The organism is uncultured Psychrobacillus sp. (assembly GCF_938022135.1).
GTDB lineage: Bacteria > Bacillota > Bacilli > Bacillales_A > Planococcaceae > Psychrobacillus.
In genome coordinates this window covers 73926-92691 of record NZ_CALIED010000010.1, presented here as the reverse complement: position 1 = coordinate 92691, position 18766 = coordinate 73926, and the positions used below count along the sequence as shown (strand labels likewise).

Below are 18766 nucleotides of genomic sequence, written 5' to 3'. Positions count from 1 at the left end.
ACACAACTCATAACGAAGGGAGTATTTTTTATATGAATAGAAATTGGTGGAAAGAAGCGGTCAGCTATCAGGTTTATCCTAGAAGCTTTATGGATAGCAATGGTGATGGCATAGGAGATTTGCGTGGAATCATAACAAAGCTTGATTACTTAAAAGATTTAGGAATAGATGTCATTTGGGTATCTCCCTTTTTTAAATCACCAAATGCGGATAATGGCTACGATATTAGCGACTACCAAGGGATTTCAGAGCAATTTGGGGATATGAAGGATTTCGATGAATTATTAACAGAAACGCATGCACGAGGTATGAAGCTTATTTTAGACCTTGTTATCAATCATACAAGTGATGAGCATCCTTGGTTTATAGAGTCACGGTCCTCCAAAGATAATCCAAAGAGAGACTGGTACATTTGGCGTGATGGCAAAGGGACGGAGCCACCAAACAATTGGGAAAGCATTTTTTCTGGGAGCGCATGGGAATATGATACAGCAACAGAACAGTATTACATGCACCTTTTTGCCATCAAACAACCAGATTTAAATTGGGAAAACGAAGAAGTAAGATCGGAATTGTATAAGATGGTTAATTGGTGGCTGGATAAGGGGATAGATGGTTTCCGTGTAGATGCGATCAGTCATATTAAAAAACGAGAAGGCTTTCCAGACATGCCAAATCCGGATGGACAGCAGTTTGTTTCCTCTTTTGATATGCATACAAACCAACCAGGCATCCAAACATTCCTAAGTGAACTAAAGGAAGAAACGTTCTCTAAATATGACATTATGACGGTTGGAGAAGCTAATGGTGTAGGTATAGAAGAGGCAGATGAATGGGTTGGAGAGTTAAACGGGAAATTTAGTATGATCTTCCAATTTGAACATTTAGGGCTTTGGAACAAGGATGCCAATAAGTCTGTAGATGTCATTGGTCTAAAAAAGACGCTAACAAAATGGCAAAAGGGGCTCCATGAAAGAGGCTGGAATGCGCTATTTTTAGAAAATCATGATCAAACAAGAAGTGTTTCTAGCTGGGGGAATGACCAGGAATATTGGAATGAAAGTGCTAAAATGCTTGGGGCATGCTATTTCCTTATGCAAGGCACACCTTTCATCTACCAGGGGCAAGAAATTGGTATGACAAATGTCCAACTACCTTCCATAGATGATTACGATGATATTGGTATGCGTAACTTCTATGAGATAGAAATAGCAAAGGGTCGTCCACATCTTGAAGTAATGGAAACTATTTGGACTAGTGGAAGAGATAATTCACGAACTCCAATGCAGTGGGATCGCACAGAAAATGCTGGTTTTACTACTGGTACACCTTGGATGAAAGTCAATCCAAACTATTCCTCCATTAATGTAGAGGCTCAATTAAAGGACGAACATTCTATTTACCACTTTTTTAAAAGCATGATTAAGCTTCGCAAGGAACATGAAGTGTTTGTTTATGGGGCATATGATCTTCTTTTAGAAACTGATCCAGATGTATATGTCTATACAAGATACTTAGATAATGTATTTGCGGTTATTCTATGCAATTTCCGTAACAAGACAGTAGAACTGGACCTTCATGAGGTGGAGCAGAAGGATTATCGCCTCGTGCTAAGTAATTTTGAGGGGGCACCTCAAACATTAACAAAAAAGGCGACTTTAAAGCCCTACGAGACAAGAGTATATCTGTCTAAATAATAGGTTTAACTTCTATATAGACTAGTTAATAACTTTCCTTATCTATATAATGATATTCTAAAGAATATTGAAGAAAACAGAAAAAGAGTGGTGAATTCCTTTGGCGGTTACGATTAAAGATGTAGCAAAATTAGCAGATGTAGCTCCCTCGACGGTCTCTCGGGTAATTGCCAATAATCCCCGCATTAGTGACAAAACTAAGAAGCGTGTAAGAGAAGCAATGGAGCAGCTAGGTTATCATCCTAATTTTATTGCTCGAAGTCTAGCAAATCAATCCACGAAAGTAATTGGCCTGGTATTACCGCCTTCTTCAGGTGCTTTCTTTCAAAATCCTTTCTTTGCAGAGGTTATGCACGGACTAAGTGATGGTGTGCATGAAAAACATTATGCCCTCCAAATGACTACTGGAACGACAGAAGAAGAACTATTTGATGGAGTAGTACAGATGGTCCAAGGCGGCAGAGTGGATGGAATTATACTTCTTTACTCTCGTGTTAATGATGAGATTTTAAGTTATTTAAGAACACGCCATTTCCCGTTTGTGATGATCGGTAAGCCTTTTGAGCATGTAGAAAAAATAACTCATGTAGATAATGACAACTTTTTAGCAGCTAAAGAGGCGACTGAGTATCTGATAGGACTTGGACATAAGCATATTGGTTTCATTGGAGGTAGTCCAAGCCTAACCGTAACATTGGACCGACTCCAAGGTTACAAGAATGCTTTGAGCGAGGAAGATCTACCATTACTAGAGGACTACATCATTCATTCTGAATACTTCTTGAGAGAAGGTGGCCAGCAAGCGGTCAACAAACTATTCTCAGCAAGTGTTTCGCCAACCGCTTTAATCGTGACGGATGATTTGATGGCCCTAGGTGTAGTTAACACGCTTACGGAAATGGCAATCGACATTCCAAACCAGGTCTCTATCATAAGCTTCAACAATGCGTTGTTTGCAGAAATGTCTCGTCCACCGTTGACATCCATTAATATCAATATTGTGGAGTTAGGTTATCAGGCAGCCAGAAGCTTAATTCAAATACTGGAGAATGAGAACGAACCTGTGAAGCGCATTATCATTCCACATCAGCTTGTGGTTCGTAACTCTTGTGCAATCTCACAAAAAGCAATTATAAAAGATAGTACAGTTTAAGTTAAACTAAATGGTGGTTATCCATGAAATATGGGTAACCATTTTTATTCATTATAATTTTATTATGTAAACAAAAAACTATTTCTATTATTCTAAAAATATTTTATACTCTATATAAGGAGGGATATATTATGTTTACATATGCAATTGATGACAAAATTACACTAAAAATGCTAGATTTACGAGACTCCGAACAATTGTTCTCTTTAACTGTAGGGTCTAAGAATTCTTTAAGAGAATGGCTACCGTTTATCGATTATACAAAAACGGTTGCTGATACGGAGAACTTCATCAAATCGACGATGAAGCAGTTCAGCGAAAACAATGGAATCCAAGCAGGAATATGGTATGAAGGCAATCTTGCAGGTGTTATCGGATTTCATAAAATAGACTGGAATAACAAATCCACTAGCATCGGGTATTGGTTGGGCGAAGATTATGTGGGTAATGGTCTCATGACTAAGTCCGTAAAAGCATTTGTAGATTATGCTTTAATCGATTTAGGATTGAATCGAGTAGAAATTCGCGCTGCAGTAGAGAACAAGAAAAGTAGAGCAATTCCTGAAAGGCTTGGTTTTACTCATGAAGGCACCATTCGTCAATCGGAATGGCTATACGATCATTATGTGGATCATGAGGTCTACGGTATGCTAGCAAGTGACTGGAAGAAATAGATTGAACAAGCGCCGAGCAGTTTAATACCTGCCAGGCGTTTTTGTATTCAAATATTTAGTAACAAACAACGGACTTGTTTAAAGATAAAAATGTGTGGTCAATCATACGATAGTAGAAGAACAGAAGAAGGGACAGGTCTTATGATTGCTTACATATCTACGCTCAGTCCGGTACTGCAGGCATTGTTAGCAACTGTATTTACTTGGGGCATGACAGCATTAGGTGCAACTCTAGTTTTCACTACAAAATCAGTAAATCAAAAGTTAATGGATGGCATGCTTGGCTCGGCTGGAGGAATCATGATAGCGGCAAGCTTTTGGTCGCTTCTTGCTCCTGCTATTGAAATGTCGAAGGAAGGGGCATTCCCTGCCTGGTTTCCAGCAGCTACCGGATTTTTACTAGGTGGATTCTTCTTGTGGCTGGCCGATAAACTCATTCCACATATGCATCCATCTTCTAACTCGAACCAAACAGAAGGGATAAAGCCAAAAGGCAAAAGAAGAAGTACGTTGCTTGTGTTTGCGATCACCCTCCATAATATACCAGAGGGTCTTGCTGTCGGGGTTGCTTTTGGAGCAGTCGCTGCAGGACTAGATACCTCTTCTTTAACTGCAGCCTTGGCATTAGCAATAGGCATTGGTATTCAGAATCTACCGGAGGGTGCAGCGGTTGCATTACCTTTGAGAAGAGATGGCATGTCTCGTAGAAAGAGCTTCTTTTATGGGCAATTTTCCGGAATGGTCGAGCCGATAGCTGCGGTAGTCGGTGTCCTTGCAGTCTCCTTTATGTCCCCTATTCTACCTTTTGCACTCGCGTTCGCAGCTGGAGCAATGATTTTTGTTGTGGTGGAGGAGGTAATTCCAGGCTCCCAGGAGTATGGGAACGGTGATTTAGCAACGGTGTGCTTGATGATCGGATTTACAATCATGATGATTCTAGATGTTGCTTTTGGGTAGTTCAATTTTTTTCAAAAAGCGCATCCTACTATAAGTTAGGATGCGCTAGTGTGTTTATATTTCAATAAGGATTGGCAGAATCATGGGTTTTTTCTTTGTACGAGCATATATTAGGTTTTCTACCGAGTTTTTAATATTCTTTTTGAGTGTACGCTGATTCTTATTGTTATCCCATTTTTCTACTGTTGTACGAACGGTTTGATTGATTAAATTGATTAGCTCTTCAGAGTCTGGACCATATACAAAGCCTCGAGTAAGAGTATCAGGTCCATTTAATACTTTTTTCAATCCTTTTTGTAAACTAATGACGATCACAACCATCCCGTCTCCAGCAAGAACTCTTCGATCACGTAGAATAATCTCACCAACATCTCCTATGCCTGATCCATCTACAAAGACGTCACCTGCTTCTACGGACCGTGTTTGTATGACCTCATTAGTATCTACAATATCCACAACATCTCCATTGTTCAGTAGAAAAATATTAGGTCGTTTAACACCGACTGACTGTGCTAGCTCTCGATGAATATGGAGCATGCGATATTCTCCATGGATCGGGACAAAGTACTTTGGCTTCATCAATGTTAGCATGAGCTTTAGCTCTTCCTGGTAAGCATGACCTGAAACGTGCATACCAGTCTTGCTTCCAGAGCCATAAATCACGTTAGCTCCTAATCTTAACAGATTATCGACTACCCTTGTGACATTCGTTTCATTACCAGGGATGGGGCTAGATGAAAAGATTACGGTATCCTCAGGATGAACCTCGAGTTTACGAAACCTAGAGCTTGCTAGTCTTGAAAGAGCAGCCATAGGCTCACCCTGTCCACCAGTACAAAGAATCGTCACTTCCTCGGGAGACATGGTTGGCACCTCACTTTCCTCCAGTAACATTCCTTCCGGTATTCTCAAATACCCACGCTGCATAGCAACTCGAACGACATTCACCATACTTCTACCGAGTAAGAGGATCTTTCTATTGTTTCTAATGCAAACGTCTACTATTTGCTGTACACGATGAACATTGGACGCAAAGGTCGTAATAAAAATTTTCCGCGTTGCCTTCCTAAAGGTTTCATCTAAATGCTCTTCTATAAGCTTCTCAGAAGGGGAGGAGCCAGGTCTCTCTGCATTCGTACTTTCAGAAAGAAGCAACAGCACACCTTCTTGACCGATTGCCGCCATTCGATGAATGTCTGCCGCTTGTTTATCCACGGGAGTCCAGTCAAACTTAAAGTCTCCCGTATGAACGATTGTGCCTAATGGAGTTTGAAAAGTAATTCCTAAGCAATCTGGTATACTATGGCTTGTTCGGAAGAAGGTTGTCCGTATGGTACCGAGCCTTAAAACACTATCCTCATCTATCAAAAATAGCTTACTATCCCTAAGAATCCCATGCTCCTTTAACTTAATCTCAATTAGACCAAGTGTGAGGTTTGTGGCATAGACTGGCACATTCAGCTGCTTTAGAAAGTAAGGGATTGCTCCAATATGGTCCTCATGTCCATGGGTGACGATCAATCCACGTATTTTGCTTTCATTTTCCTGCAGATATGTAATATCAGGAATAATTAAATCAACACCTGGCAGACTTTCATCTGGAAACTTTCCACCACAGTCAATAATCACAATATCATCGTATGATTCAATCACATACATATTCTTTCCGATTTCATTTATACCACCAAGTGCAAATACAGATACGGCCGAATTTTTAGTAGTCAAAAAGATACCTCCCGATTCAATAAACTATTTTAAGTATGAACTTTAAACTATTATTTATGAGATAAATATCGAAAAAGGTAATATTTACTACTTTGTAAAATAAACAAATAATCAGTTAAAAACATATTGGCTAATATGTCACGTTGTGATATAGTCATGATGTGACATATTATAAAGAGGGTGGAGCAGCTTGGAGAAATTAATTAAGAAATACATACCGATGACGGAGACCGCATTTTATATCCTCTTTTCTTTGACAGAACCACGTCATGGATACGGAATTATCAAAAGAGTAGAAGAGCTGACAAATGGAAGGCTTCATCTAGGTTCGGGAACGATTTATGGAACGCTCACTAAAATGCAAAAAGATGAAATGATCACTGTCTTTTCAGATGAAAAAAGAAAAACAATTTATGAAATTACAGGAATAGGCAAACTGATTATGCGAAAGGAAATGGAGAGGTTACAGGAAGTGCAAAACAATATTTCGCTTTATAAGGGGGAATTTGATGAAGAGATTTAGATGGTTTTGGAGCTACCGTATACAATCGACCGAGAAATGGCTAGAAAGCATGGCTTTGAAAGGTTTTATGTTAAAAGATTTCAATAGATTCACACGTATATTTACATTTAATAAAACAACACCTAGGAAAGTAACCTATTCGATACAATACAAATCTTGCAGTTTACCCGATCGGTTACAAAAAGCCGGCTGGCGAGATCCATTAAAGGCGGGTAAATGGAGTATTCTCAAAAATGAAGCATCTCATGTTCCGTTTTACCCATCTAGCGATAGCTTGTTTAAACGGATTCGATTACATGCATATTTATTTTTGATCATATCCATCTTTTATTTATCCACAAGTCCCGTGAATTTCTTGATTTTAAAATCATTTGATGATAATAATCCTAACTTTGCATCTATTATTATTCCGTTACTTATATTATTACTATTAGCAAGTGTTACGATTTTTGTCTTTATATCCTATAGAGCATATGAAAAATATATGTTTAATCTTAACGAAGAGGTCAAAAATAGTAGAAAGAGAATAAGGAAAATCCGTTTAGCATGGATGTATCAACCGCTTCAAACTAAAAAGTGGTTAGATGAAATGCACAGGAAAGGCTATGAGCTTGATCGCGTATATGCTGCCATATTTACTTTTGTTCCTTCTAAGCATGAAAAAATAGCATATGAGGTTACTTTTGAGCCTAAGCTGAAATCCGATTATTATACGCTTCACAAGGAAATCGGATGGAAGCTTAAGTATACGTCCAATATGTCCGTGCTGAATTACTCTATCTGGTCAATGCCTTATAGTGAGCAAGCACCTAAACCTTCGTTCACTTATGATATAGCAGAAAAACGACAGCAAATAAAAAAAGCATTTAAAATGAATATAACAATCACTCTATTCCTATTACTAGTTTTAGGCCAATCCTTGTATATGCAGTGGGTATTAGATATGCCTTCGTCTACATTTACTATTGTATTAAAGTACCTAATAACATTTATGACGTTTTTCTGGATTATTTTAACCACCAAAGTTATTATTGGATATAAAAAAGAGATGAACTTACTGAAGGAGTTTTAAAAAAGAATCCTAGCGATAGGGTTCTTTTCTTATTTCAGTTATAATAATTGAAACTTTCCAAATATTTAAACGTATGTATACTAGCGTGTAGAAGGAGAGGGTGTCATGCACTGGATTATGTGGGTTTTTTGGGGCTTCTTTTTAGGTATCATACTAGCTGCCTATCTTGTGGATCGTTTAGGTAGTAGAAAATATAATCTGGAGCATAAGAAAACAATGAACCAGGTAGCTGCCCAAGCCAACTCAGATAGAGAAGTAGAGAGGTATAACAATCAGTCATTTTAAAAGAATAAAAAGATAAGAAATTTGATTTTATGTAAACGAGAACTAAACCGGTTAATAAAGTAAAAGTTTAGGAGAAAATATGAAAACAATAAATACTAAACTAGAAGAAATAGACGCTTTAATAAATGGAGTTATAGAAGAAAAAGGAGTTGGAATTAGTGTCTCTATTGTTAAAAATGGGAAACTAATTTTTGCTAAAGGGTATGGATACGCTCAGCTGGAACCTACCCCTAAATTAATTGATGAAAATACGTATATGAGTATTCAGAGTGTAACTAAAAATTTTGTTGCAGTATGTATGATGAAATTAGTCGAAGAGGACTTGATTCAACTAGACAAGCCTATCGTACATTATCTGCCCTACTTTCGGACAAAAGAGAAAGACTCGAGTGATCATATCACAGTAAAGCAAGTATTAAGTCACACTTCTGGTTTTCCAGCTGATTTAGGGATAGCCAATTTGGTTGCGCCAAATGTAAGGGAGATTTATTCAGATACACCAACTGAATGGAGTGAGGCTTTAGCCCATTATCGGTTAAAAGAAGAAGAGGTAACTAGTATCCATAGTAGAGAGGATATCACTAGATGGTTTCGCAAGGTTGAGTTAGATTACCCTCCTGGACATACTTGGAACTATTGTACGGATGCTTATGTTATTTTAGGAGATTTGATAGAGAAGGTTACAGGTGAAAGCTGGGAATCCTTCCTTCAAAATCGGTTTATTACACCATTACAAATGAAGAGAACTACGGCAGATGTCCGTATCATAATGGACGATGACAATTATGCTAAATATTATATGGGGCCTGATAAAATTGAAACGCCTTATCCAACGAATTCATTGGCTGCTCCGATAGGCTTCCTTTACTCTACCGCAACAGATTTGGCAGCCTATATGTTGTTTCATTTGAACAAAGATTTTAACCAGTTACTTGACGTTTCTTCAAAAAAGGAAATGCAAAGTCGAGAGAGTCGCGTTTCTCAAGATTGGGATAACGAGACGAATACATGCTTTTATGGGCTAGGGTGGTTTATAGAGGATTATAAGGGCCAAACCATTGTAGAGCATGGCGGAGGGCAAATGGCAGTTAGAGCATTAATATCATTAATACCAGAGGAAAGTATTGGCATCGCCATTCTTTTAAACTTTGATAGTAGCGTCCATCGTGATATCAGTAGCAAGATCATGGATATCATGCTAGATTTATAGATTTTATTAATCGAATTAAATCATAGTTTGAATCTTCAACGTATATGATAAGTAGAAGGGGTGTTTGTTGATGAGTAGATATTCAATAGCTGAATTTATAAAAAGTACGGAGCAGGAAGATAAGGGAGAAGGCTTTTTTGAATTAGAAACGGAACGTCTACTGGAGGTTAATCTGGAGGGGCTAGTTTGGGCAAAGGCAGGATCCATGGTTGCTTATCATGGAAAGATTAAGTTTGAGCGTGAGGGCGTTTTTGAGCAGGGGATGGGTGCAATGTTCAAAAAAGCTTTAACAGGAGAAGGCGCCTCGCTTATGAAAGCAAATGGCCATGGTAAGTTATATCTTGCCGACAGTGGAAAGAAAATCATTATCCTTCATCTACAAAATGAAGCGATCTTTGTAAATGGGAATGATTTGCTAGCTTTTGAGCCTACGATTAAGCATAATATTAAAATCATGAAAAAAGTGGCAGGAATGATGTCTGGGGGCTTGTTTAATGTAAAGTGTGAAGGAACTGGTTTAGTGGCTATTACATCTCATTACGAGCCTCTTACATTGCGTGTGACTCCAGGAAAGCCTGTTTTTACAGATCCTAATGCTACCGTGGCTTGGTCCGGTAACCTTCAGCCTGATTTCCAAACAGACGTCTCCTTTAAAACCTTCGTCGGTAGAGGTAGTGGAGAGTCGATTCAAATGAAGTTCCAAGGAGACGGCTTTGTTATTGTACAACCTTATGAAGAGGTATATTTCCAAAGGCAGAGTTAAGTGTTAGCAATATATTTCGAAAAAATTCACCATAATTAATGGCATACAAAACGCTCAGAGTAATTCTGAGCGTTTTTTCGTATAATTCTTATCCTTGAATGATATTCGATAATAGATTCTTAAAACGGTAAGAACTACACCAATCATGAAAACTATAGCTAGTAAGAACATCGCAGCTGGAAAAAGACCAAATACATTCATTGTGGTCGAACTATTATTTTGTAATGTGGGAACAATAAAAAACAACCATCCGATTAATAATGATGGAATTATTTGAGGCATTAATCCAAGGACAAATCTCCAAGCGGTTTGTTTTTTCCGTTCCTCAGACCATCTTTTACTCCGCAGAATACCTCTAATTCCTATTAACAAATAGATCATTGTAATAACTCCAAGTGATAAATCAATAATTTTAGATACTGGAGCTTTTAGTTCAGGTTTTTGCCCCTCGGTCAATTGGATAATACCTGTACTTATCTCATAAGCGTGTTCAATTGTAGGAGTAAAACTATTTAATAGAACTGCAACTGCATAACCACTATTTGGTATTATATCGTGTTGTGCTTGATAGGTTGTTTCCACCCCGCTATGTGAAATGCGTGCTGGCTTTACATTAGGTGAGCTTAATTCCCAACCAAGACCATATTTTTCACTTCCAAGTTGTGGAGAATAAGTTTCTTCTAATAATTCTTTTGATAGTAATTGCTCTCCTTCTTCAGATTTACCCTCGTTTGTTTGCATAGAAAGCCATTTACCCATATCAGATGCTGTAGATATAATACTTCCAGCCCCCATATTCATCGCTTCTAGCTCTGACCAAGGCATTGCCTTTCCATATACGGTTACATATCCTCTAGGTAGACCAACTACTAAGTCTCCCGAATTAACATTAGCAAGTGAATCGTCCATTCCAAGCGGAGAGAATAACTTTTGTTTAAGATATTCAGAGAATTCCTGTTCACTAATTTTTTCTACTAAAAGTGCTATGATCCAGTAATTTGCGTTACTATAGTAATATTTCTCTCCTGGGTTTGCTTGAAGCCTCCAATCACTTAAACGTTCTACTCCCGCTTTTAAATTATTCGCTGGTGGAACAATAATCGGATTTGGTATACCTGATGTATGACTCAAAAGTTGACGAATCGTAACTTCCTTCCAGCGTGAATCATCAAGTGTGACCTCTGGCAAATACTTAATTACTCGATCATCGAGTTGTACTTTACCTTCCTCAACAAGCTGTAAAACAGCAAATGCAGAAAATGATTTAGATGCGGAACCAATTCTCATTAACGATTTTTCCGTTATAGCATTCCCTTCAGAATCGTGACCATATCCTTTTTCATATATTAATTGACCGTTTTTTACAACTACTATGGAAGCACCAGGTAGTCCGTGCTGCTTTAAATAGCTAGTGACAAACTTATCAATGTCTTCAGTTTTAAAGGTGTGATTAGCGTATACTTCACCTAAAAAGGGAAAGGGTAACTTAGCTAATAGGATAAATATTAATAGAAGAACAAAGCCTAGTTTCTTCGTATCAATAGATTTTTTCAATACTTTTCCTCCTGTATTTTTCTTATTTTACAGAAATATTCCATCTATTAACTCATCATACCGTAATAGTGTTAACTGGTTATCAGGCTCGAGGCTAAAATTGTCTAAGTCTGCAGTCTTATCTAGTCTTTTGTTTAATAATACTAGAGGAGAGGAGGTGAAGGGGGAAGCATACTGATTTAAAATCTCCATATTCAGCACATCCCATTGCTTATTTATGTAAAATCTAAAAACAGGTTCCTCATCTTAAGAAAGAGGAACCTGTTTTAGGATGATATACAACGTATTACAAAGGAGTACCGCCGTTAATATGAAGTACTTGTCCAGTTACATAAGACGAATCTTCAGATGCTAAGTATACATAGCCCGAAGCCAACTCGCTTGGATGACCTGGTCGTTTCATAGGTGTCTGACTACCGAAACCATCCACCTCATCAGCAGCAAAGGAGGCAGGAATAAGCGGCGTCCATATTGGTCCTGGAGCTACAGCATTTACTCTAATTCCTTGTTCTACAAGGGAACCTGCTAGTGAACGAGTAAACGTTAAAATAGCACCCTTTGTAGCGGAATAATCAATCAAATTAGGTGCACCTTGGAATGCAGTGATAGAAGTAGTGTTAATAATCGTACTTCCTTCTTTTAAATGATCAAGCGCAGCTTTAGTCAAATGGAACATACTAAACACGTTTGTACGGAAAGTTTTCTCCATTTGTTCAGCAGTTATGTCCTTTAATGATGCTTGAGTATGCTGTTCACCTGCGTTGTTCACCAATATATCAATCTTTCCAAATTCATCGATTACGTTTTTTATTATGTCTTGGCAAACAGATTCTTCTCCAATATCTCCGGGTAGTAAGACACATTTTTTTCCTTCGTTCTCTACATATTTTTTAGTTTCTTTCGCATCCTCATGCTCATCTAAGTAGGATACTGCTATATCTGCACCTTCTTTAGCATAAGCTACTGCTACTGCTCGTCCAATACCACTATCTCCACCAGTGATTAAAGCAATTTTTCCGGCTAGTCTTTGAGATTTTCCAGCAAGGTTTTGAGAGAAGTCTGGTCTTGGCTTCATTTCTGCTTCAATTCCTGGTTGGCGTTTTTGTTCTTGTGCTGGAATTTTTTCATTTTTTTGGTTTTCCACTAGAATCATTCCCTTCTTGAAAGCTAATTGTAATTTTCCATTATAATGATTAATTACCCATAGCAATAATGACCAAACATAAAAGGGAATATACGACTGGAGAAAAGGTTTAAGTAAAAGGGGAGGAAGATCATCGAAAATGCTTTGTATAAAGAATACAATTACTAGTTTCCTTACCCCTCCACAAAAATAGCAGATAGAACGGCACCAACAGCTTGTATCCAGCTACCTACTGTATTGATTTCCTGATTTTTTAAACTATTAGGTGGATATCTAACCGATAATGCTTGATAAGCAGCTCCAATTACTTGAATAACATCACCTATATTATTTAAAGCATTTTGTATAGATTGGTTTCCTGTGAAATCAATCGTTAATGCTCCACCAACTGCCTCGATCAAATCACCTTGTGAACTTAATACCGAGCTAACATTTTCATTTTCTATAAACTCTGCTTGTAAGGATACCAAGTTTCCAATCGCCTCCAGCTGGCTGCCTACAACGAATAAATAATCCTGATTTTGAGGGATTAGACTACTTCCAATAGCCTGTAATGCCAAACCAATGACATTTAAATCGTTTAGTATCTCATCTGATAAAACGGATGAAGGAGTGCTTCCTATAGCAGATAAAACAGTTCCTATTGCTTCAATCCAAGCACTTATTTGTGATTCAGTCCACATTTTCAATCATTCCAATAACAGTTGATTCGACCCTTTATTAGTATATGTCAGCATCTTTGAGGGAGTTAGACAGTTATTATTATGGAAAACAGACCTTGTGCTAAGGAACTACAAATATAGGAAAATAGGAAGATTTTAACTACTATTATATAATTCTTTTCAAAAATAATATAAAATACACACAAAGTACACATAAGGCCTTTATAGTGAGCCTTAGGGGTGATGACTAAGATTGAGGGAGAAATGGGTGTCTTAAACTATGAAACTAAAGGTATTGTTGATTGAGGATGACATGTTGATGAGGGAATTTATAACAGACTATTTCAAAAGGGATAATTGGGAAATTTATGAAGCAGATGACGGAAAAGCAGGGATTGAATGTTTCAATCAAACAAACTTTGACTTAGTTATTTTAGATATCATGTTGCCTAAAATGGATGGATGGTCTGTATGCAAGTACATTCGTGAAAAATCGGAGGTACCTATCATAATTATTACCGCAAAATCAGAAGACGATGATCAAATCTTGGGATTTGAGCTAGGTGCAGATGAGTATGTTACTAAGCCTCTAAGTCCAAGGGTATTGGTAGCCCGTGCCAATGCATTGATAAAAAGAAGGGAAGGTATTGTCGTACAGGATGGAGAGACGGAGATTTACGGGAATATACGTATTAATCGATCGGCACATACCGTTTCGGTTGCTCACGAAAAGATACTTCTCTCACCAAAAGAGTATGATTTGTTCATCTTTCTTATCAAGCATTACGGCAAGGTATTACACCGAGAATATATTTTAAACGCTGTATGGGGGTATGACTATATGGGAGATTTACGCACCGTAGATACACATATAAAAAAGTTAAGAGCGAAGCTTGGAGTAGAAGGGAAATATATTTATACCGTTATACGATCTGGCTATAAATTTGAAGTGGAATCATGAGAAGAAATAGTGTGGTTTTTAAACTGTTTATTGTAACAACTACTCTTATTTTAATTGTTTTTTCTTTTATCATGCTAGCTGAAGTGTTCTTTTTCGAAAAGTTCTACCATTCGTCAAAGGTACAAACATTAGAAGAGAATATGATTTATTTAAAAGATCAAATCAATAAAGAGGAACTAAATGAACAACAAATAAACGAGCAAATTGCTTCCTTAATGAATCAAAAAGATGCAACAATTTCTATACTAAATGAATACTTTAACCACATCCCAATAGAACCATATTATATCGAGCTAAACGTTGACCAAACCTTGATCTCTATTCGAATTCCCAATGAGGGGATGGAGGTGGGATCACTTCCACAAGAACTCGAGATTGGCAATACATTAGTTATAGATGGAATTTTCATAGATGAAAAAAATAAAATTTTACAGCCAGTTGAGATTAACCCTCCTCAATTTAGGGACGTCCAAATGGGACTGTCAAGAGTGCATGGAAAGGTAACTGATTTTCTACTACCAGAACAAAGGTCATACAACCCTCTCTATCAAGACACTCTCATCGATGAAGTCTTAAATGATTGGATACCTAATTCTCGAGAATTATCACTTTTGAAAGATGGATCTGTCGTACAAAGACAATGGCAGGACAAATGGAGTGGAGTAAATTACATTGTCTTAACATCCGCACTAGAGGATCAGGACAGGTATTTAATGGTTATGGCTTCTTTACAGCCTGTTGGAGAGGCCGTCGAGGTACTTCAACAATACTTTATCTTAATAGCTCCTATTGTTATTGCTCTGGTTATTATCCTGTCTATGATTTACTCTAGGATTGTTTCAAGACCGATAAGAATGTTAAGCCGTTCTGCAACGCGCTTAGCTAAACTCGACTTTTCTGAGCAAATAGAAATCCGTTCCAAGGATGAATTTGGTGGGCTTGCGCGAGACATGAATTCCTTATCGAATAATTTACAAGCAGCTTTAAATGATTTAACACTTGCAAATGGGAAACTACAAGGGGAAATAAAAGAGAAACAGCAGGCTGAGAAACTTCGCAAACAGTTAATTGCAAACCTCTCTCATGAGCTGAAAACCCCTCTTGGAATTATAAAAGGCTTCGCTGAAGGCTTGCAGGATAATATAGCTAAAGAAAAAAGCGAACGGTATCTATCTCTGATCGTTAGTGAAACAGATCGGATGAATGCCTTAATTTTAGATATGCTAGAGCTTTCGAAATATGAGGCAAAGGCTATCCGCTTACAGATGGAAAACTTCTCTTTAACCGATTTAATAGAGAATGTAGCTGAATCTTTTTCTCAGCAGTTGGAGAGCAAGCGATTATTACTCAGCTATGACTTTGAAGCTGATCAAATATTAGTTAAAGCAGATTACAGAAGAATTGAACAGGTTATCTTGAATCTTTTGAGCAATGCAATTCGGCATGCTTCCGAGAATACTATAATAACCGTTAGTATTACTCGAACAGAGGTGAGTAAAGTGACAGTAATAATAGAAAATGTTGGCTCATTCATCGCGGAGGAAGAGCTAAGCAATATTTGGGAACAATTCTACCGTATTGAAAACTCACGAAACCGCAAATCCGGTGGTACCGGTTTGGGGCTAGCCATAGTGAAACATATACTCGAGCTTCATCAAAGTGAATATCGAGGGATGAATACAAATCAAGGAGTAGCATTTTCTTTTACATTAAATGAGGATAGGGGAGAACAAGATGAATAAATCTATTTACATTATAGCTATAACGGTACTTTTCTTTACCAGCGGCTGTGGAACACAAATAAATTCTACTACATCTGACAAGTCGGAAGATAGTCAAAATGAATCAACAGCAGCAAAAGGAACATCGGATAACGAAAATGAAACTAAAACTGAAGACAATCAACTGAAACAAGTGACGGACGAGGAGATTTTAATTGTTATTGACCAAACAGCTAAACCAATTGAAGGGAATAGCTTTGACTTTGTCATAAAAGAAGTACCAGAGGGATTCTCCTTAACAGAAATGCAGTGGATTTCAAATAAAAGTCAAGTTATTAATACTGTTCAAGAAGCCATTGAACATGGAGCTAGCGGAGAAGAAGGGTTCTATATTAGTGGAAACGGCGAGTATTCCGGGTTCTTCTATTCTGATGCTATGAAAGGCGAGGAAGGTCAGGTTAAATTTATTTTCAAGGATGACCAGGGAAATGAGTTAACTTGGGAAAAAACTCTAACTTTATATTAATATCTGTATCTGATTATCTTTTTTTCTAAATCCACCTTTTGTAATTAATAAAGCTCATCTTTAATATTTTATGGTAAAATATACTAATAAATATAAAATATTCAATGAATGGAGTATTTATTAATGAAAATATCTAGAATCATTGCGGGCCATATAACTTGTTTGGTACTACTAGTTGGAATATATGATACAGCTTCAGCCGAGCCGACATGGGAAGCTAAATGTTCTTCATATGGAGATATTAAGCAAAATCAAAATCCATCATATCAACATATGAATTGCCTACTTACAAATGCAGCTTTAGATGCTAATATTCCTCCGGAGGTTGTGAAAGCTGTGGCGTCCAAAGAAAATGGTGGATGGAAACAATTTAATGAAAATGGACAACCAATCGTTTCAACGGACCAAGGGATAGGTATTATGCAGATAACTAATCAGGCAGCTTATGACCAAGAACGATTAAAATACCATGTCACCTACAATATTCAGGCTGGTGTGGAAATCCTTAAGAGTATGTATCAACGTAATGATCTACCGAAAATAAAAGGAGCAGGACCAGAAATTATCGAGAGCTGGTATTTTCCAGTCATGGCTTATAACGGTATAAAACCAGCTAATAGCCCTGTTTATAAATCCAATGGTTTAAATAATACCGAGGCATATCAGGAGAAGGTCTTTTCTTTTATCGAAAAGGACAGTTACTTGAACAATTCTAAATTAGGAAAGCTAGACTTCCGTTCAGAGGACTTTGAATATGATACTAGCAGCACCGAAAACATAGTTTTTAAGAAGAAAGAGTACACATTTACGAGTCCTATGCATGCTTCCTCGTATCATTTCCAAAAAGGAGACAAGGTTAGTGTAGCTCAAGACAATGTAAGGCTAAGATCGCAACCCAGCACTTCATCTGCTTCAACTACTTTAGGTAAGAATACGACCTTAATTATTGAAGGAACATTTTTATATGACCAGTCACTAACGAGCATAAATCAATTTGTATGGTATCCAGTTAGAACAGAAGACAAAAAACATGTTGGTTTTATATCCTCTGCTTACATTAACAAAAAAACGAATACTCAACCTGTTAAAAAGGTAATGTGGGGGAAAACTGAACTTAAACTAGGACAAATAGGTAAAGTTACTATCCTATCGAATACAAACCTAGTAAAAATGGATAGCAACGGTTCATTGACGACTGTCCGTACGCTTAAAAAAGGCGAAGAATACCGCGTATATAATTACAAGAGCAACAATGGCGGATTATATGGCGTAGGCGGGGGGAGCTACATCCAGAAGTCCTCCAATATAAAATACGAAACGCCATCTAAAAGCAAGCTAGCGTTACTGGGACAATAAAAAGTATTCATTTTAAACCATTCTACGACTTGAAGTAGAATGGTTCTTTTTTGTTTAATTGGAAATCCAAGGTTGCAATATTGTAATGTGAACGTCATCTAAAGCGAAGGCTCTTTGTAAAAATCTCCCCTATAATAGGGTTATAGCAAGGAAGATTAAAAAACAAAGGGGCTAAAAAAAATGAAAAAGTTACTAACTATATTTCTTACTACCGTTATAGCAACAACCGTATTAACAGGGTGCAATCTTTTTGCAAAAGCTAATGGGGTCATTCTGTATGGCGAACAACAAGATATTATAGATTCTGTAGAGCGTGATAAAAAAGAAATAATCGAAGAAGAACAGTTCACTATTAAAATGATAGAGCAAGGTCAACAAAAGGTAATGGTTCTAACGGAAGAAACAGCAAAAGAACTTGTAAGCAAACAATTAATCCGAGAAATAACTAACCAAGAAAAAGGAAAAACAAAAGTAGCTAAGTCTCTTTCGAAAGTTTCAGAAGGTGAGGGATTACTTTTCGCAAAGCAAAAGGTGGAAAAACTGGATGCTATGGAAAACGTAAAATATGAAGGTAATTTAATCATTGGTGAAGGTAGAGCATACACAGATATGTTCCTAATCGTCACTAATGCAGATTATGATGCAATAGAAGGTACGGAAAAAACGATGGCTGTACTTAAATATGATAAAGATCCGAGTGCTGATGGATTGAAATATGATGTAGAAAAAACTCAGCTAGTTAGAATAGAAAACTAATACAGTAAGGACTGTCTATTATAGGCA

Annotated in this window: 19 protein-coding genes; 14 read left to right on the top strand and 5 right to left on the bottom strand. The window is 37.3% G+C overall.

What is annotated here, in order from left to right; all coding sequences use genetic code 11:
• Window positions 1-32: 32 nt before the first annotated feature.
• The 4 genes from Q0371_RS01685 (at window position 33) to Q0371_RS01670 (ending at window position 4481) form a co-directional block, all read left to right on the top strand.
• Window positions 33-1697, top strand: a complete 1665-nt coding sequence (locus tag Q0371_RS01685) for an alpha-glucosidase (RefSeq protein WP_298467476.1) — start codon at window positions 33-35, stop codon at window positions 1695-1697.
• Between the two features lie 100 nt (window positions 1698-1797).
• Entirely contained in the window at window positions 1798-2850 is a 1053-nt protein-coding gene (locus Q0371_RS01680; RefSeq protein WP_298467474.1) for a LacI family DNA-binding transcriptional regulator, read from the top strand.
• A 131-nt stretch (window positions 2851-2981) separates the two neighbouring features.
• A complete protein-coding gene (locus Q0371_RS01675; protein WP_298467472.1) occupies window positions 2982-3524 on the top strand; it encodes a GNAT family protein in 543 nt (180 codons plus the stop codon).
• A 141-nt stretch (window positions 3525-3665) separates the two neighbouring features.
• Window positions 3666-4481, top strand: a complete 816-nt coding sequence (locus tag Q0371_RS01670) for a ZIP family metal transporter (RefSeq protein ID WP_298467470.1) — start codon at window positions 3666-3668, stop codon at window positions 4479-4481.
• 54 nt (window positions 4482-4535) lie between these two features.
• Here the strand turns inward: Q0371_RS01670 and Q0371_RS01665 are convergent, their stop codons facing one another.
• Window positions 4536-6206 (bottom strand): ribonuclease J, encoded by a 1671-nt coding sequence (locus Q0371_RS01665; protein ID WP_298467468.1) that lies wholly within the window; start codon window positions 6204-6206, stop codon window positions 4536-4538.
• Window positions 6207-6426: 220 nt separating this feature from the next.
• Here Q0371_RS01665 and Q0371_RS01660 point away from each other — a divergent pair, with 220 nt between their 5' ends.
• The 5 genes from Q0371_RS01660 (at window position 6427) to Q0371_RS01640 (ending at window position 10059) form a co-directional block, all read left to right on the top strand.
• A complete protein-coding gene (locus Q0371_RS01660; RefSeq protein WP_169359219.1) occupies window positions 6427-6729 on the top strand; it encodes a PadR family transcriptional regulator in 303 nt (100 codons plus the stop codon).
• On the top strand, window positions 6716-7801 hold the full coding sequence (locus tag Q0371_RS01655) for a DUF2812 domain-containing protein (protein WP_298467465.1): 1086 nt from the start codon (window positions 6716-6718) through the stop codon (window positions 7799-7801). Before Q0371_RS01660 ends, Q0371_RS01655 begins: the two co-directional genes overlap by 14 nt.
• 105 nt (window positions 7802-7906) lie before the next feature.
• A complete protein-coding gene (locus Q0371_RS01650; RefSeq protein WP_251553112.1) occupies window positions 7907-8086 on the top strand; it encodes a hypothetical protein in 180 nt (59 codons plus the stop codon).
• A gap of 79 nt (window positions 8087-8165) precedes the next feature.
• The gene (locus Q0371_RS01645; RefSeq protein ID WP_251553113.1) at window positions 8166-9296 is read left to right on the top strand and encodes a serine hydrolase domain-containing protein; all 1131 of its coding nucleotides are present in this window, start codon (window positions 8166-8168) and stop codon (window positions 9294-9296) included.
• A gap of 70 nt (window positions 9297-9366) precedes the next feature.
• Window positions 9367-10059 (top strand): AIM24 family protein, encoded by a 693-nt coding sequence (locus Q0371_RS01640; protein ID WP_251553114.1) that lies wholly within the window; start codon window positions 9367-9369, stop codon window positions 10057-10059.
• A 54-nt stretch (window positions 10060-10113) separates the two neighbouring features.
• Here the strand turns inward: Q0371_RS01640 and Q0371_RS01635 are convergent, their stop codons facing one another.
• From Q0371_RS01635 to Q0371_RS01620, 4 genes are all read right to left on the bottom strand, one after another.
• Window positions 10114-11613, bottom strand: a complete 1500-nt coding sequence (locus Q0371_RS01635) for a serine hydrolase domain-containing protein (protein WP_298467461.1) — start codon at window positions 11611-11613, stop codon at window positions 10114-10116.
• 27 nt (window positions 11614-11640) lie between these two features.
• Window positions 11641-11805, bottom strand: coding sequence for a hypothetical protein (locus Q0371_RS01630; RefSeq protein WP_298467459.1), 165 nt, complete (start codon window positions 11803-11805; stop codon window positions 11641-11643).
• 94 nt (window positions 11806-11899) lie between these two features.
• Window positions 11900-12766: an SDR family oxidoreductase gene (locus tag Q0371_RS01625; RefSeq protein ID WP_298467457.1), complete on the bottom strand. Its 867-nt coding sequence runs from the start codon at window positions 12764-12766 to the stop codon at window positions 11900-11902.
• 164 nt (window positions 12767-12930) lie between these two features.
• Complete coding sequence (locus Q0371_RS01620; RefSeq protein ID WP_298467454.1) at window positions 12931-13440, bottom strand: hypothetical protein; 510 nt, start codon at window positions 13438-13440, stop codon at window positions 12931-12933.
• Window positions 13441-13699: 259 nt separating this feature from the next.
• Between Q0371_RS01620 and Q0371_RS01615 the strand changes: the two genes are divergently transcribed.
• From Q0371_RS01615 to Q0371_RS01595, 5 genes are all read left to right on the top strand, one after another.
• On the top strand, window positions 13700-14380 hold the full coding sequence (locus Q0371_RS01615) for a response regulator transcription factor (protein WP_298467451.1): 681 nt from the start codon (window positions 13700-13702) through the stop codon (window positions 14378-14380).
• A gap of 11 nt (window positions 14381-14391) precedes the next feature.
• Window positions 14392-16122 (top strand): sensor histidine kinase, encoded by a 1731-nt coding sequence (locus tag Q0371_RS01610; RefSeq protein ID WP_298467449.1) that lies wholly within the window; start codon window positions 14392-14394, stop codon window positions 16120-16122.
• Window positions 16115-16627 carry a hypothetical protein gene (locus Q0371_RS01605; RefSeq protein ID WP_251553120.1) on the top strand — a complete coding sequence of 171 codons (513 nt, stop codon included), beginning with the start codon at window positions 16115-16117 and terminating at the stop codon, window positions 16625-16627. The genes Q0371_RS01610 and Q0371_RS01605 overlap by 8 nt, the downstream gene beginning before the upstream one ends.
• A gap of 123 nt (window positions 16628-16750) precedes the next feature.
• A complete protein-coding gene (locus Q0371_RS01600) occupies window positions 16751-17983 on the top strand; it encodes a transglycosylase SLT domain-containing protein (protein ID WP_298467447.1) in 1233 nt (410 codons plus the stop codon).
• A 180-nt stretch (window positions 17984-18163) separates the two neighbouring features.
• A complete protein-coding gene (locus Q0371_RS01595) occupies window positions 18164-18739 on the top strand; it encodes a lipoprotein BA_5634 family protein (protein ID WP_298467445.1) in 576 nt (191 codons plus the stop codon).
• Window positions 18740-18766 lie beyond the last annotated feature (27 nt).